Annotated in this window: 9 protein-coding genes and 1 pseudogene; all 10 read left to right on the plus strand. The window is 72.0% G+C overall.

Annotated elements, in window-relative coordinates; translation table 11 throughout:
* Positions 1-183: 183 nt before the first annotated feature.
* The 10 genes and pseudogenes from ACQEV8_RS06765 (at position 184) to ACQEV8_RS06810 (ending at position 16066) form a co-directional block, all read left to right on the plus strand.
* Entirely contained in the window at positions 184-1662 is a 1479-nt protein-coding gene (locus tag ACQEV8_RS06765) for a sugar transferase (RefSeq protein ID WP_432958182.1), read from the plus strand.
* Between the two features lie 73 nt (positions 1663-1735).
* A complete protein-coding gene (locus ACQEV8_RS06770) occupies positions 1736-3061 on the plus strand; it encodes a nucleotide sugar dehydrogenase (RefSeq protein ID WP_432958184.1) in 1326 nt (441 codons plus the stop codon).
* The gene (locus ACQEV8_RS06775) at positions 3051-4316 is read left to right on the plus strand and encodes a glycosyltransferase family 4 protein (RefSeq protein WP_432958185.1); all 1266 of its coding nucleotides are present in this window, start codon (positions 3051-3053) and stop codon (positions 4314-4316) included. The genes ACQEV8_RS06770 and ACQEV8_RS06775 overlap by 11 nt, the downstream gene beginning before the upstream one ends.
* Before the next feature lie 10 nt (positions 4317-4326).
* Positions 4327-5690: pseudogene (locus ACQEV8_RS06780) on the plus strand (Wzz/FepE/Etk N-terminal domain-containing protein).
* A complete protein-coding gene (locus tag ACQEV8_RS06785) occupies positions 5687-7246 on the plus strand; it encodes a Wzz/FepE/Etk N-terminal domain-containing protein (protein WP_432958187.1) in 1560 nt (519 codons plus the stop codon). The pseudogene ACQEV8_RS06780 and the gene ACQEV8_RS06785 overlap by 4 nt, the downstream one beginning before the upstream one ends.
* A gap of 3 nt (positions 7247-7249) precedes the next feature.
* The gene (asnB, locus tag ACQEV8_RS06790; RefSeq protein ID WP_432958189.1) at positions 7250-9166 is read left to right on the plus strand and encodes an asparagine synthase (glutamine-hydrolyzing); all 1917 of its coding nucleotides are present in this window, start codon (positions 7250-7252) and stop codon (positions 9164-9166) included.
* On the plus strand, positions 9163-11334 hold the full coding sequence (locus tag ACQEV8_RS06795; protein WP_432958191.1) for a bi-domain-containing oxidoreductase: 2172 nt from the start codon (positions 9163-9165) through the stop codon (positions 11332-11334). Before asnB ends, ACQEV8_RS06795 begins: the two co-directional genes overlap by 4 nt.
* Entirely contained in the window at positions 11331-13286 is a 1956-nt protein-coding gene (locus ACQEV8_RS06800) for an alginate lyase family protein (RefSeq protein WP_432958193.1), read from the plus strand. Before ACQEV8_RS06795 ends, ACQEV8_RS06800 begins: the two co-directional genes overlap by 4 nt.
* Positions 13287-13293: 7 nt before the next feature.
* Positions 13294-14832, plus strand: coding sequence for a right-handed parallel beta-helix repeat-containing protein (locus tag ACQEV8_RS06805; RefSeq protein WP_432958195.1), 1539 nt, complete (start codon positions 13294-13296; stop codon positions 14830-14832).
* Between the two features lies 1 nt (position 14833).
* Positions 14834-16066 (plus strand): O-antigen ligase domain-containing protein, encoded by a 1233-nt coding sequence (locus tag ACQEV8_RS06810; protein ID WP_432958197.1) that lies wholly within the window; start codon positions 14834-14836, stop codon positions 16064-16066.
* Positions 16067-16068: the final 2 nt, after the last annotated feature.

Consider the following 16068-nt stretch of genomic DNA (forward strand, 5'->3'; position numbering starts at 1 on the left):
CGGGCGAGTCCACTGCCGCCGGGGTGGGTTGTTCAGGCAGCCCTGCGAGCGCTGGAATGTCATGCGCACGACGAGGGGGGCGGGGGCCTCCCCGGGGGAGAACGGCGCGGGGGCGGGGGCCTCCCGGAGGGGAGGAACAGTGTCGGGCGAGCACGTCGAGCCACTGGGGACCTGGGGGGTTCTGTGCGGCAAGGGGGATTAGCCAGCCCGTATCCGTCAGCACGCGGGCAGCTGGCGGACGGGGCGATCGATCAGCCCGCGATCGACTGGGAGCAGCGGTACCGCCGTACCGTGATCACCACCGATACCGTGGCCACCGCCTTCGTGGTGGCGGCGATCGGCAACTTCTTCGGGGCGCGGGACGCGGCCAACTGGCACGAGAAGTGGGGAATCCTCGCATTCGGCACCGAGCTGCTGGTACTGGGGGCGCTCGCGGTGGGCCGGGCGTGGGCGCCGGCCGTACTGGGCCAGGGCGCTGAGGAATTCCGCCGGCTCGGACGCTCGCTGTTCGCGGCGACCGTCGTACTCGCACTCGGCGGCATCGCCCTCACCTCGCGCAACATCAAGCTCTGGATCTTCGTCGCGATCCCCGCGATCGCGCTCGTCACCATGATCGCGCGGTATCTGCTGCGCCTCTGGCTGCACAAACAGCGCAAGGAAGGCCGGTGTCTGAGACCGGTGCTCGCCGCCGGGAGCCCGGCCACCGTGCACGACCTGATCACCCGGACCCGCAAGTTCCCGCACCTCGGCTGGCGGGTGGACGCGGTCTGCACGACGGACGGGCTCGGGCCCGACGGTGACCAGCTGGACGGGGTGCCGGTCGTCGGCCGGCTGGCGGACGTCGCGGGCCATGTCCGCCGCGACGGCTACCGGGTCGTCGCGATCACACCGGACCCGCACTGGTCACCGGACCGGCTGCAGCGGCTGGCCTGGAACCTCGAAGGCAGCGACGCCGAGATGGTCGTGGCCCCCGTGCTGATGGAGGTGGCCGGACCGCGGCTGCACATCGACGCGGTGCTCGGGATCCCGTTGCTGCGGGTCAGCATGCCAGCCTTCACCGGGGGCCGCCGGGCGGTCAAAGGGGTCGTCGACCGGATAGGCGCAACGTTTCTGCTGATGTTGTTCGCGCCGCTGATGGTGTGCGTCGCGCTGCTCGTGCTGGTGGACAGCCGGGGCGGGGCGTTCTACCGCCAGCGCAGGGTGGGCAAGGACGGCCGCGAGTTCACCATTCTCAAGTTCCGCACCATGGTCGCCGGGGCGCACGGGGCACGTGCCGGGCTGGCCGACCGCAACGAGGGCGCCGGCCTGCTCTTCAAGGTCCGCCGGGATCCGCGGGTGACCCGGGTGGGAGCGGTGCTGCGCCGGTACTCGCTCGACGAGCTCCCGCAGCTTTTCAACGTGCTCACCGGGTCGATGTCGCTCGTCGGGCCGCGGCCTCCGTTACCTGAGGAGTCCGCGGCGTACGGCCCGGACATCCGGCGGCGGCTGCTGGTCAAGCCCGGGCTCACCGGCCTGTGGCAGATCAGCGGACGCAGCGACCTGTCGTGGGAGGAGGCGGTCCGGCTGGACCTGCGCTACGTGGAGGACTGGTCGCTCGCCCTGGACACAGTGATCTTGTGGAAGACGCTGCGTGCGGTGCTGCACGGCCAGGGGGCTTACTGATGCGCGGGCGTCGCCGTAGGGCCGGCGCGCGGATCGCAGGCCGTCAGGGCCTGCCTGGGGGGAGGAACGAGTCATGAGAGTCAGCGTTTTCGGGCTCGGCTACGTGGGCTGTGTGTCGGCCGCGTGTCTGGCCAGCATGGGCCACGAGGTCATCGGGGTGGACGTGAACCAGGTGAAGGTCGACCTGGTCAACGACGGCAAGGCCCCGGTGGTCGAGGAACGGATCGGCGAGCTGATCGCCGAGGTCGTGCGGACCGGGGCGTTACGCGCCACCGGCGACGTCCGCGAAGCGATCATGAGCAGTGAGGTGTCGCTGGTCTGTGTGGGCACCCCGTCGGAGCCCAACGGCAGCCTGTGCACCACGTACTTGGAGCGGGTCACCGAGGAGATCGGCGCCGCGCTGGCCGAGGGGCCCGAGCAGGGAAGCCGGCACACCGTCGTGTTCCGCAGCACCATGCTCCCGGGCACCTGCCTGAACCTGCTGGTGCCGATCCTGGAGAAGTCCGTCGGCGGCACGGCCGGGGTGGACATCGGGGTCGCGGTCAACCCGGAGTTCCTGCGCGAGGGCACCAGCGTGCGGGACTTCTTCGACCCGCCGAAGACCGTCATCGGCGAGCTGGACCCGGCGAGCGGCGACGCCGTGACGGCGCTGTACGAGGGCCTGCCCGGCGAGGTGTTCCGGGTTCCGGTCCCGGCGGCCGAGGCGATCAAGTACGCGGACAACGCGTTCCACGGCCTCAAGATCGGCTTCGCGAACGAGCTGGGCGCGGTGTGCCAGGCGCTCGGGGTGGACTCGCACCAGGTGATGGACGTGTTCCTGGCCGACCGCAAGCTGAACATCAGCCCCGCCTATCTGCGGCCCGGCTTCGCCTTCGGAGGCTCCTGCCTGCCCAAGGACCTGCGCAGCCTGGTCCACGCGGCGCAGCGGGCCGACGTCTCGGTTCCCATCCTCGCCCACGTACTGCCCTCCAACTCCGACCATCTGCAGCGCGCGGTGGACCTGGTGGAGCGCACCGGCAAACGCCGGGTGGGCCTGTTCGGCCTGTCCTTCAAACCCGGCACCGACGACCTCCGCGAGAGCCCGCTCGTCGAGCTGGCGGAGAGGCTCTTCGGCAAGGGGTACGACCTGAAGATCTACGACGCCAACGTGAGCCTGTCCCGGCTGATCGGCGCGAACCGCGAGTACATCGAGACCCGGCTGCCGCACCTCGCGCAGCTGCTCGCGGACTCGGTCGACGAGGTGCTGGAGCACGCCGAGGTCTGCCTCGTCGGGAGCAGCGATCCGGCCGTGATCTCGGCACTGCCCCATGGTGACGGCCCGGTGATCGTCGACCTCATCCGCCTTCCCGACGCCGAGGCGCGCCGGGCCGAAACGGGGTACGTGGGCCTTGCCTGGTGACACGTCGTTCAGTGAGACCACCGTCGGCGACGGGACGAACCGGCGCGCGCTGATCCTGGTGGAGAACCTGTCCGTGCCGTTCGACCGGCGGGTGTGGCAGGAGTGCACGACGCTGCGCGACGCGGGCTGGGAGGTGCACGTCATCTGCCCCCGGGGAAGCAAGCGGGACACGGAGCCGGAGGCGGTGATCGACGGGGTGCGGATCCACCGCTACCCGTTGCGCGCGGCCACCGGAGGCCCGGCCGGCTACCTGCGGGAGTACGGATCGGCCTTGTGGCACACCCTCCGGCTGGCCCGGAAGGTCGGCCCGGTCGACGTGGTCCACGCCTGCAATCCGCCCGACCTGCTGTTCCTGCCGGCACTGTGGATGAAGAGGCGCGGCGCGCGGTTCGTCTTCGACCAGCACGACCTGGTACCCGAGCTGTACCTCTCCCGGTTCGACCGCGGCGAGGACCTGCTCTACCGCGGCGTGTGCGCGCTGGAACGGCTGACGTACCGGGCCGCGGACATCGTGCTCGCCACGAACGAGAGCTACCGGGACGTCGCGGTGCGCCGGGGCGGCCGGCGGCCGGAGGACGTGTTCGTGGTGCGCAGCGCGCCCGAGACGGACCGTTTCCGACCGGTGCCGCCCGAACCGGAGTTGAAGCGCGGCAAGTCTCATCTGCTCTGCTACCTGGGCGTCATGGGCCCTCAGGACGGCGTGGACTACGCCTTGCGGGCCCTGGCGAAGCTGCGCGACGAGCTCGGGCGGACCGACTGGCACGCGGTGTTCGTCGGCGCCGGCGACGCCTTCGACGCGATGGTGGAGCTGTCCCGGCGGCTCGGGCTCTCGGAGCAGGTGCAGTTCACCGGGCGCATTCCGGACGCCGATCTGGTGCGCTACCTGTCCACCGCGGACGTGTGCCTCTCCCCCGACCCGCGTAATCCGCTCAACGACGTGTCGACCATGAACAAGGTCCTGGAGTACATGGCGATGAGCCGGCCCATCGTCTCGTTCGACCTCCGGGAGGCGCGCGTCTCCGCCGGTGACGCCGCCGTCTACGCGCCCGCGAACGACGAGGCGAAGTTCGCCGGGCTCATCGCGCTGCTGCTGGACGACCCGGAGCAGCGGGCCCGGATGGGCAAGATCGGCCAGGAGCGGATCAGCGGGCCGCTCTCCTGGCGGAACTCGCAGGCGTCGCTGCTCGCCGCCTACGCCGCTGCCTGCCGTGACCACGCTCCGGTGTCGCGGACGACCCGTAACAGGCAGGGATGAGGCAGCACAGTTGAACGATGAAACGATACGCCTGGTCACGATCGGGCGGATTATCCGTCGGCGCGGGCGGCTTCTCCTCTTCCTCGCCGTGCTGGGCGCGCTCGTCGGCTACGGCACCTCCTTGCTGTTCCCCCCGCGCTATACGACGTCGGCCTCGGTACTGCTGCCGGGCGCGTGGGAGGAGCGCGAGCTGCTGACTCAGGCACAGATCGCGAGCAGTTCGGTGGTGGTCGACCGCGCGGCCGCCACGCTCGACTGGGCCGGGGTGAGTGGCGGCGAGCTGCGGGACCGCGTGAGCGCCGAGGCCGCCGACGGGAACATCATCAAGATCTCGGGCACGGGCGACACCCCGGAGCGCGCGCAGCGGCTCTCCGACCAGGTGGCCCGGCAGTTCGTCGCCTTCGCCGCGCGGATCGCGGGCGAGGACACCGACTCCGAGGCGGCGGCGCGGCCCGAGGCACTGCGGCAGATGGTGGTGCGGACCAGCCGCCGCATCACCGAGCTGGCCGACGCGGCCGATCCGGGACAGACCGTGGAGAGCGTGCAGACCCGCACCGAGCTGGCGAAGCTGCGCACCACGCTGCAGGAGGCCATGAAGAAACTGGACGAGGCCGACCCGGCTGCCGGCAAGGCCAATATGGTCGTCATGGGGCCGGCGGCCCGGCCGGACGGCGAGGCACCGCCGACGAGGACGCAGCTCGTCGGCGGCGGAGCGCTGCTGTTCTTCCTGCTCGCTGTCATCGGTCATCTCACCGCCGCGCGGACGAGTCGCCGGCTGCGCGGCGAACCGGAGATCGCCGCGGCGCTGGGATCGACGCCACTGGGGACCGTCGACGTTCCCGCTGAACTGCCCGCGCACCGGCCGGAAGACGATGGCCCGCGGGCCCGGATCCGCCGGCTGCTGGGCGTCGACGTCCGGTGGGACCTGCCGAGTCCGCGGACGTCCGGCGACGAGGCCGGGAGGCAGCTCCGCTACCGGCGGGTGTGCGCCCGCATCCGGGAGCAAGTTCCCTCCCCCGACGGCTGTTGGTCATTGTCCCGGACGGCGACGAGATCGCCCACCGGGCCGCCGGGCAGCTCGTCGCCGAGGCCGAGGGCGATCCACAGCTGCGGGTGGTGAGGGCGTCGGCGTCCCAGCCGATCGTGCCCGACCGTGGCCACGAATCCGGCGCCCTGGTCCTGCTCAGCGCGGGCAGCCGCACCGCAGGGGAGCTGTCGGGCATCGCCGAGGCGTGCGCGGACGCCCGGCACGAGGTCGTGGGCATCGTCGTCGCCGGTACGGTCCGGGCCCGTCCCGCGCGGTCCGCCGGCCGTCCCCGGGATGCCGCGCCCGCGCTCCCGGTCGGCGACAACGCGGCAGGAGGTTCGGTGTGACGACGACGAGTACGACGTCGGAGTCGTCGGCCGCCGCCCCGCTGCTGGACCTGCAGGCACTGGTGGTGGCGGTGCGCAGGCGGCGCCGTCTCTGGAGCTCCATGGCGCTGCTCGGGCTGCTCGTCGGCGCGGCGGTGGCGATCCTGCTGCCGCCGCCACCGACCGCGGTGACCAAAGTGCTGGTCGCGCATCAGGAGGACCAGCCGAACGACCCCGGAACGCTGATCCGCACCGACGTCGAACTGCTGCAGACCACGCGGATCGCCGGCCAGGCCCTGCGGTCCCTCGGGTCCCCGGAGAAACCGGAGGACTTCATGCGGGACTACGCGGGGACCGGCCTGACCAACAACCTGCTGCAGATCGACGCGACAGGTGACAGCGACGCGGAAGCGGTGGCCCGCGCCGAGGCGCTGGCCGACGCGTTCGTCGCGGACCATGTGAAGCGGATACGGGAAGCCGCGAACGCCGAGGCCAAGACCCTGCTCGACCAGCGTGACCGGATGCGGGACGAACTCGCCCAGGTCAACAAGACGATCGGAGACGGACCGCCGCAGAGCGACCCGAAGGCGTCGGCGGACATGGAGTCGCTCTTCGCCCGCCGGGCCGAACTCACCTCGCGGATCACCGACTTCGGCCAGCGCGCCGCGGAGGCACGCATCGGCACGCCCCAGCTCGTCGCCGGCACACAGATCGTGGACGCCCCGCACGCGGTGCGGCACTCCCTGCCCAGGACCGCCGCCACCAACGCCGCGATCGGACTCGTCCTCGGGCTGGTCCTCGGGCTCGCGGTGGCCGCGGTCGGCACGGTGGTGGCGGACCGCCCGGTGCTGCGCCGGGACATCGCGGCGAACCTCGGCGCCTCGGTCATCGCGGAGCTGCCCCGTACGGCGCGGGCCAGGATGTGGCAGCGCCGACGGACCAGGGCGACACGCGAACGGCTCACCACGACCCTGTCCCGCACCGTACAAGGCTCCGCGGAACCGGTGTCGCTGCTGGAACTGGGCTGCGCGCGCGGCACGAGCGCGATCGCCCTGGACCTCGCCGGGGCACTGGCGGCACAGGGGCCGGTGGCCGTCGTCGACGGTCTGCCCGGCCGGCAGCTCGCGGGCCGCCGCCCGAAGCCGGGAGACCCGGCCGTGGTCAACGGCGATGAGGCCGCGGCCGTGCCGCAGCGGGAACTACGGCTCGGCGTCGGCTCGGTGACGCCCGGCACGGCGTGGACCGACCTCCGGTACCTGGGCACCCGGACCGTGCTCGTCGTCCGTGCCGGGCACGGCAGCGCGGCGTGGCTGCACACCGTGGCACGACAGCTCGCGGACCAGCGCATCTCGGTGCTCGGCGTGGTGCTGATCGACCCCGATCCGCGCGACCGGACCGACGGCACCCTGTGGGACGGCCCGCACACGGCGCCGCGCGGCCCCAGCCAGCGGCCGGCCCGGCTGAACGGCGGGGGTACCTCGCACGCCGTTCAGGCAGTGGGGGAGGGACGGCGGCCGACGGAGCGACTCCCGATCCGGGCGGCGGGAGTCCCGGACAGCGACCAGGAGGGACGGTAGGACATGTGTGGCATCGCGGGCACGTACCGATGGCCGGACGGGAAGATCGTGACCGACCGGCTCACCGACACCCTCGCCCACCGCGGGCCGGACGGGGCGGGCCGCTACGGCCACCCCGTCGGTGACGGCGAAGTGCAGCTCGGGCACCGCCGGCTGTCCATCATCGACCTGTCCGAGACCGGCGCCCAGCCGATGGTCTCGGACGGCCTCGCCCTGACGTACAACGGCGAGCTGTACAACGCGCCCGAGCTGCGTGCCGAACTGGCGGCCGCCGGGGTGCGCTTCCGCGGGACCTCCGACACCGAGGTGCTGCTGGAGGCCTGGCGGCGCTGGGGCACGGACTGCCTGCCCCGGCTGCGCGGCATGTTCGCGTTCGGGATCTTCGACGAGCGGACCGGTGAACTGGTCCTCGCCCGCGACCAGTTGGGCATCAAGCCGCTGTTCCTGCTCCGGCGTGGTGAGGGCCTGGTGTTCGCCTCCGAGCTCAAGGCGCTCGCCGCCGCCACCGGCGGGACACTGGAGGTGGACCATGCGGCGCTGGTGGCCTCGCTCCTCTACTACTGGGTGCCGGACTCACGGTGCGCGTTCCGCGAAGCGGAGAAACTGCCGCCGGGGAGCTGGCTCCGATACCGGCCCGACGGCCGGGTGGAGCGCGGCCGGTACTGGCAGCTGAAGGACGTGGCCGCCGAGGGCCGGGAGCGGGCCCGGAGCGGCGAGCAGCCGGACCTGGCCGCCATCGTCGAGGAGTCGACCCGGCGGCACATGCTCTCGGACGTGCCCGTGGCGGCCTTCCTCTCCGGCGGGCTCGACTCCAGCTACCTGACCGCTCTGGCGGCCCGCGAACAGCCCGGGATCTCCGCGTACACCATCGGATTCCGCGCCGAGGACGCCAAGTTCGAGGCGATGCCCGACGACCTGCGTTACGCCCGGCAGGTGGCCGAGCGGTTCGGCGTCGACCTGCGCGAGATCGAGATCGCCCCGGACGTGCTCGACCTGCTGCCGCGGATGACGTACCACCTGGACGAGCCGATCGGCGACCCCGCCGCGATCAACACCTTCCTGATCTGCCAGGCCGCCCGGGAAGCCGGGGTCAAGGTGATGCTCTCGGGGATGGGCGCCGACGAACTGTTCGCCGGGTACCGCAAGCACCTGGCCAACCTGATCGCGCTGCGCTATCAGCGGGTTCCGCGGCCGGTGCGGCGCGGGGTGTACGCGGCCGTGGACCGGCTGCCGGTCGCCACCAGCCGCCGGGGGCTGCGTTCTGTGCGGTTCGCGAAGCGGTTCCTCTCCTTCGCCGATCTGCCGGAGGAGACCGCGTTCCGGCGCAGCTACACCATGTACGACCAGGACGAGCTGCTCGGCCTGATCAACCCGGATCTGGCCGGCACGGTCGACGACGTGCTCACCGAGCACCGGGACGTCTACGAGGACAACCACCTCGACGACTTCGTGAACCGCATGTGCCTGGGTGACGCCCGGATGTTCCTGCCGGGCCTGAACCTCACGTACACGGACCGCTCCAGCATGGCCGCGTCGACCGAGGTGCGGGTGCCGTATGTGGACGTCGAGGTGGTCAAGGCCGCCTTCGCCTTCCCCGGCGATCGCAAGATCGTCGGCCGGCAGGGCAAGGCCGTGTTGAAGGAGGCGGCCACCTCGATCCTGCCCAAGGAGATCGTCTACCGGCCCAAGGGCCTGTTCAGCGCCCCGCTGCGGGCCTGGATGAGCCGGGATCTCGCGCCGCTGGTGCGCGAGGTGATCAACGACGGCGAGCTCGTCCGCTCCGGGTTCCTGCGCCGGGACGCGCTGCGGCGGATGGTCGCCGAGGACGCCGCCGGGCAGCAGGACTTCTCCAAGCACCTATGGCATGTGCTGACCCTCGAGTACTGGTACCGCAGCGCGACTTCTGGGGAGATCGAGTGAAGCAGGTCGTACAGAACTACAAGAGCGGCGAGCTGGCGGTGCTGGACGTGCCGGTGCCGGGGTGCAAGCCGGGAGGTGTGCTGGTCCGCACCTCCTACTCGCTGATCTCCACCGGGACCGAGCTGATGAAGGTGTCCGAGGCCGGCATGTCGATGCTGGGCAAGGCGCGTTCCCGGCCGGACCAGGTGGCCAAGGTCATGCAGAGCGTGGCCACCAACGGGGTGCCCGCCACCTACCGCAAGGTGATGGGCAAGCTGGACTCCTACACGCCGCTCGGCTACTCGCTGTGCGGGGTGGTCGAGCAGGTCGGCGCCGGGGTCGACGATGTGAAGGCCGGCGACCTCGTCGCCTGCGCCGGCAACGAGCACGCGCTGCACGCCGAACTGAACTGGGTGCCGAAGAACCTCTACGTCCCGGTGCCGGACGGCCTCGAACCGCGGCACGCGGCCTTCGGCACCGTCGGGTCGATCGCGATGCAGGGCGTCCGCCAGGGCGAGCCAGGGCTCGGCGAGGTGGCTCTGGTCATCGGCCTCGGGCTGATCGGGCAGCTGGTGGTGCAGCTCCTCACCGCCTCGGGAGTGCGCGTCGTCGGCGTCGACCCCGACCCGGTGCGCTGCGAGCTCGCCGAGCGCATGGGCGCGGCTGCCTGCGGCGACCCCGAGTCTGCGGCCGTGGAAGCCGCCGTCGCCGAACTCACCGACGGTCACGGCGTGGACCAGGTGTATCTGGCCGCCGGCGGCGGCAGCAACCAGCCCGTCGAGCTGGCCGCGCGGCTCTGCCGGGACCGCGGCCGGGTCGTCGACATCGGCAAGTGCCGTCTGGACCTGCCGTGGAACGCGTACTACGAGAAGGAGCTCGACGTCCGGTTCTCCCGCAGTTACGGCCCCGGGCGCTACGACCCGGAGTACGAGCTGGAGGGCCGGGACTACCCGATCGGCTATGTGCGCTGGACCGAGCGCCGCAACCTGGCGTGCTTCCTCGATCTCGCCGCCCGCGGCAGAGTCGACGTGGAGCCCCTGGTCTCTCACATCGCCGGCTTCGACGACGCCGTCGAGACGTACCAGCGCCTGAAGGACGGCGAGTTGAAGGCCGTGGCCGTGCTGTTCAGGTACCCCGAACAGGCAGTGGAGGCCGAGGCTCCGGCCCTGGCCGTTCCCCCGGTGAACGTGCAGCGGAGTCCGGCCCGTGCGGCCGGGACGCCGGTGCGCCTGGCGTTCGTCGGCGCGGGGAACTACGCGACATCGATGCTGCTGCCGCACCTGGCCGGGCGCGACGGCGTGGAGTTGTCCACGGTCGTCACCACGACGGCGCTGTCCGGGGCCAACGCGCAGCGGAAGTTCGGCTTCGCCGAGGCGACCACCGATCTCGACGCAGTGCTCGGCGACAAGTCCGTCGACGCGGTGTTCGTGGTCACCCGGCACAGCTCGCACGCCGAGCTGACCCGGAGGGCGCTGCTGGCCGGCAAGGCCGTGTTCGTGGAGAAGCCCCTGGCCCTCACCGAGGACGAGCTGGCGAGTGTGCTCGCCGCGGTGGAGGAGTCCGGCAACGACCGGCTGCAGGTGGGCTTCAACCGCCGGTTCGCGCCGCTGCTGCGGGAGGCGAGGACGCGTTTCGGCGCCCGGACCGGGCCGGCGAGCCTGCGCTACCTTGTCAACGCCGGCCGGCTGCAGCACGGCAGCTGGTATCTCCGACAGGGCACGGAGGGCTCGCGCTTCGCCGGCGAGGGCGGGCACTTCATCGACACGGCGAGCTGGCTGCTCGAGGCCGACCCGGTCTCGGTGTACGCGGTCGCCACGTCCGGCAACGACGATCTGCAGGTCGTTCTGCGCTATCCGGACGAGTCCACCGCCACCATCAGCTACGTCACCACCGGCGCGCCCGGCTTCCCGAAGGAGACGCTGGACCTCGTCGCGGACGGCAAGGTGCTGCGGCTCGACGACTTCGTCCGTGCCACGGTCCACGGCCGCAAGCGGTGGGTCAGTTCGCGGCTGCCCAAGGCCCGGGACAAGGGGCAGAACGCCGAGCTGGCCGCGTTCGTCAAGGCCGTGCGGACCGGCGGTCCGATGCCGGTGCCGCTGGAGTCGCTGGTCGCCACCACGTCGGCCACCCTCGCCGTGCGGGCCGGTCTGGCCGGCGGCGCGCCGGTGACGTTGGCGAGGACGCGATGACCGTGATCTCGGGGAGTCCGGGCTGGTACTTACGGCGGCTGTCCCGGATGGGGCCGCGGGAGGTCGGCGGCCGGGCGGGCGACGTGGTGCGCAGGCGGTTGTGGCGGTCGGCGCGGCCGGACTGCCCGGGCGTGACCGGCGCCCGGTTCACCGCGGTACTGCCCGCCGGGACGATCGCCGCGGTGCCGCCGGACGCCGCGAAGCGACTCGTCGCCGAGGCGGACCGGCTGATGGCCGGGCACGCCACGTACTTCGGGGTGGACCGCGACGACCTGGCCGACCCGGACTGGTGCTACGACCCGAAGACCGGGCGCCGGGCACCGGAGGGCTACGCCTTCGATGTGCCGTACCGGAGCGAGGACGCGGTCGGGGACATCAAGCAGATCTGGGAGCCGTCCCGGCATCAGTACCTCACCGTGCTCGCCGCCGCCTACGCGCTCACCGGGGACGAGCGGTACGCCGAGCGCGTGGCCGCGCATCTGCGGTCGTGGTGGACGGCCAACCCGCCGCTGCGGGGCGTGCACTGGATCAGCGGCATCGAGCTGGGGATCCGGCTGCTGTCCTGGGTGTGGATCCGCCGGCTGCTCGACGGCTGGCCGGGCGCGGCCGCGCTGTTCGAGGGCAATCCGGTGGCGCTGAACCAGATCTGGCACCACCAGCGATGGCTGGCCGCCTTCCCCAGCCGTGGGTCCTCGGCGAACAACCACGTCATCGCCGAGACGGCCGGGCAGTTCGCAGCGGCCTGCGCGTTCGGGTGGTTCCCCTCCTCGGCGCGCTGGCGAGCCGACGCGCTGCGGTCGCTGGAGCGGCAGCTGCGCGGCAACACCTTCGGCTCCGGCCTCAACCGCGAGCTGGCCACCGAGTATCACGGGCTGGTACTGGAGCTCGGCCTGGCGGCGGTGGCCGAGGCGGATGCCGCCGCCGTGCCGGTCCCCGCGTCGATCCGGCTGGTGCTGCTGCGGATGACCGACGCGCTGGCGGCCGTCGTGGACAGCCGGTTGCGGCCGCCGCGCCAAGGGGACGCGGACGACGGGTACGGACTGGTCGTGGACGGGGCGGGCACCGATCGCTGGGGCTCGCTGCTGGCCACCGGAGACGCCGTGTTCGGGCGGCTCGCCTGGTGGCCGGCGGTGACCGGCACCGATGTGCGCACCCCGCTCCTTGCCGCGCTCATCAAGCCGTACGCGACGAAGGCGACCGCACGCCCGGTGAGCCGGCCGGCCCATTTCGCCGACGCGGGCATGACCATCCTGCGCGGTCCCGGGGAGATCTGGTGCCGCTGCGACGGTGGCCCGCACGGGTTCCTGTCCATCGCCGCGCACGCCCACGCGGACGCGCTGTCCGTGGAGGTCCGGCACGACGGGGTCGACGTGCTCGCCGACCCGGGGACGTACTGCTACCACGGGCAGCCCGAGTGGCGGCAGTACTTCCGGTCGACCCTCGGCCACAACACCCTGGAGCTGGACGGCGGTGACCAGTCCGTCTCCGGCGGCCCGTTCCTGTGGACGCGGCAGGCCCGTAGCCGCGTCCTGTTCGCGGACACGGCCGATGACGGCATGGCCCGCTGGAGCGCCGAGCACGACGGCTACCAGGGGTCTGTGCACCGTCGCCGGGTGGAACTGACCCCCGTGAGCCAGGAGTTGAGGGTGGTAGACGAGGTGCGCGGCCCGCGCCGGGGCGTGCGTCTGGCGTTCCACCTCGGGCCGGCGATCACGGCGGACCTGGCGGGGAACCGTGCACTGCTCTCCTGGACCCGGGACGGCGAGGACCGCTCCGCGACGCTCGATCTGCCCGGGCAGCTGTCCTGGCGGGCGCATCGCGGCGAGAGCGACCCGCCGCTGGGCTGGTACTCCCCCGGCTTCGGGCGCAAGGAGCCTTCCACCACGCTGGTCGGCACCGGCTTCGCCGACGGCGGGCAGGGGTTCACCACCGTCCTCACGTTCCACGGCTAGGGGGAGCGTGGGGATCAAGTGGCGGCACCGGGTGTTACCGGCGGTACCGCTGGCGCTGGCCCTGCTGACGGCGACCGGCTGTGAGAGCACGCCGGGCGCACGGCCGGAGCCGGCCACCGCGCCGTCCACGTCCTCGGCCACGGCCCGTTCCGTGGCCCGGGTGTGCGCCGAGCCCGCGGCCGGGCCGGCGAAGGCACCGGCGGGCGCGGTGACGGTCGACCCCGCGGTGACCGGCGACCTGGCCGCGAAGACGAAGAGCAACCCTCCGAACACCACGTTCTGGCTTCGACCGGGCAAGCACAGGCTCGAGCCGGACCGCTACGCCCAGGTCATCCCCAAGAAGGGGAACCGCTACCTCGGCGCGCCGGGCGCGGTGCTCGACGGCCGGAAGACCAACCAGTACGCGTTCGGCGGCACGGCCCGCGACGTCACCGTCCGCCACCTGACCGTGCAGGGCTTCGTCGCGCCGCACAACGAGGGCGTGGTCAACCATGACTCGGCCGACGGGTGGGTGATCGAACACGCGACGATCCGGAACAACTCCGGCGCCGGGCTGATGGCCGGTGCCCGCCAGCGGGTCCGCGCCAGCTGTCTGCGCGACAACGGGCAGTACGGCATGAACGCGTACAAGGCCAAGGGCCGTATCAGCGGCCTGGTGGTCGAGGGCAACGAGATCGTGGGCAACAACACCGACGACTGGGAGCGGCGGCGGGAGGGCTGCGGCTGCACCGGAGGCATCAAGTTCTGGGCCGTCGACGGCGCCGACGTGCGCGGCAACTGGGTGCACGACAACCGGGGAGCCGGGTTGTGGGCGGACACCAACAACAACGACTTCCGCGTCGAGGACAACGTGCTGGAGGGCAACGACGGTGCCGCGCTGATCTACGAGACCAGCTACAACGCGGTCATCCGGGAGAACACGATCCGGCGGAACAACCGGGTCGAGGGCCGCAGGTCCGCCGACCGCGGCGACACCTTCCCGTTCGCGACCGTCTACCTGTCCGAGTCCGGCGGCGAACCCCGGATCCGAGCCCGCACGGACAAGATCGAGATCTACCGGAACGTGCTGGAGAACAACTGGTCCGGGATCACCCTGTGGGAGAACGCAGACCGGTTCTGCAACAGCCCGGCCAACACCTCGTCCGGTGACTGCACGCTGCTGGTGAAGGACACCGACCGCTGCGCGCGGCCGGGGATCGCCAGGGCACCGCTCTACGCCGACTGCCGGTGGAAGACCCAGCGGGTGGACATCCACCACAACCGCTTCGTGCTGGACACGTCCGTCGTCGGGTGCACGGTGAAGTGCGACCGCATGGCAGTGCTGGCCAACTACGGCACCTATCCGGACTGGTCGCCCTACCAGGGCGAGCGGGTGGCGGAGGCGATCACCCGCGAGCAGCACAACCGCTGGCACGACAACGTCTACGTCGGGCCGTGGAAGTTCGTCGCCCACGACCCGAGCCGGGTGCTCGACTTCGGGCAGTGGCGGAACACGCCGTACCGGCAGGACGCGGGCAGCACCTTCCGCGCGCGGGACGGTGATTGAGATGGCCACGTCCCAAATGCCGAAGATCGTCGGTACGGCCTGGGGGCTGCTGGTCCTCAACACGCTCGGCTCGGCCGGGGCGAAGACCATCGTCCCGCTGCCGCGCTCGCTCATCCAGATGGTCACCATGGGCGCGCTGGTCGCCGCGTTCGCGCTGGCGCTCGCCGTCAATGTCCGGCTGCGTATCCGGGCCAGTGCCTTCGTGTTCCTGCTCACCCTGCTGCTGGTGGTGAGCGTGATCTCCAGCGCGAGCCTGGAGTCCGGGTTCGGCGCGCTGTTCCGCTGCGCCCGGCTGGCCCTCTTCGTCACCACGCTGTGGCTGCTCAGCCGCTGGTGGGACGGCGGCCTGACGTTCGTCCGGCACCACATCCGGATGTACTTCGCGGTCCTCGGGTCGGTGGCCGCCGGCCTGGTCATCTCACCGGGCGCCGCCATGCCCGAGCTCTACGGCGGGCGGCTGGTCGGCGCGTTGTGGCCGCTCACCCCGCCGCAGATCGGACAGTACGCCGCGGTGATCATCGGGCTCACCGTGCTGCTCGTGCTGGGCCGCCGGACCGACAGGGGCAGTGCGGCGCTCGTCATCGTGCCGGCCCTCGTCCTGCTCGCCCTGACCCATACCCGGACGGCCACGCTCGGCCTGTTCACCGGGCTGGCGCTGGCGATCGGCTCGCTGGTCCTGACCAGCGCCGCCGCCCGCCGGTTCTTCGCCTGGGCGGTGGTGTGCGCCGCCGTGGCCGCGGTGGGGTTCAGCTCCGCGCTGCAGGCGTGGTTCCTGCGCGGGCAGAGCCAGGAGAACTTCACCAGCCTCACCGGCCGGGCCAAGGTCTGGAACGCCCTGCTGGCGGCGCCCCGGACGACCTCGGAGCAGCTGTTCGGCGCGGGCCTGGGCGACAAGTCGTTCGGCGGGCTGCCGATCGACAACAGCTGGCTGGCCGTCTACCACGAGCAGGGCCTGACCGGCGTCGTCCTGGTGGCGGCGGTCATCGTCGTGCTGGGCGGCGTCGCGTTGCTGCGGCCTCCGTCGCTGCAGAGGGCCTGCGCGATCTTCCTGATCAGCTACTGCGCGATCGCGTCGTACACCGAGGCCGGGCTGGGCGACGCCTCGCCGTATCTGCTGCATCTGGCGGTGGCGGCCTCGCTGCTGGCGGCACCTGCCGAGGCCCCTGCCCTCTCGACGCCCGAAGTCCCCGAACGACGTGTCCCGCGATGGGCCCGGACATCGGAGGTGACCTGAGC

The organism is Streptomyces sp. CA-179760, from assembly GCF_050937045.1.
GTDB lineage: Bacteria > Actinomycetota > Actinomycetes > Streptomycetales > Streptomycetaceae > Streptomyces.

Bases quoted from the DNA above. Each gene is read 5' to 3' on its own strand.
- asnB (WP_432958189.1), top strand. From the start codon at position 7,250: ATGTGTGGCATCGCGGGCACGTACCGATGGCCGGACGGGAAGATCGTG.
- ACQEV8_RS06810 (WP_432958197.1), top strand. From the start codon at position 14,834: ATGGCCACGTCCCAAATGCCGAAGATCGTCGGTACGGCCTGGGGGCTG.
- ACQEV8_RS06770 (WP_432958184.1), top strand. From the start codon at position 1,736: ATGAGAGTCAGCGTTTTCGGGCTCGGCTACGTGGGCTGTGTGTCGGCC.
- ACQEV8_RS06800 (WP_432958193.1), top strand. From the start codon at position 11,331: ATGACCGTGATCTCGGGGAGTCCGGGCTGGTACTTACGGCGGCTGTCC.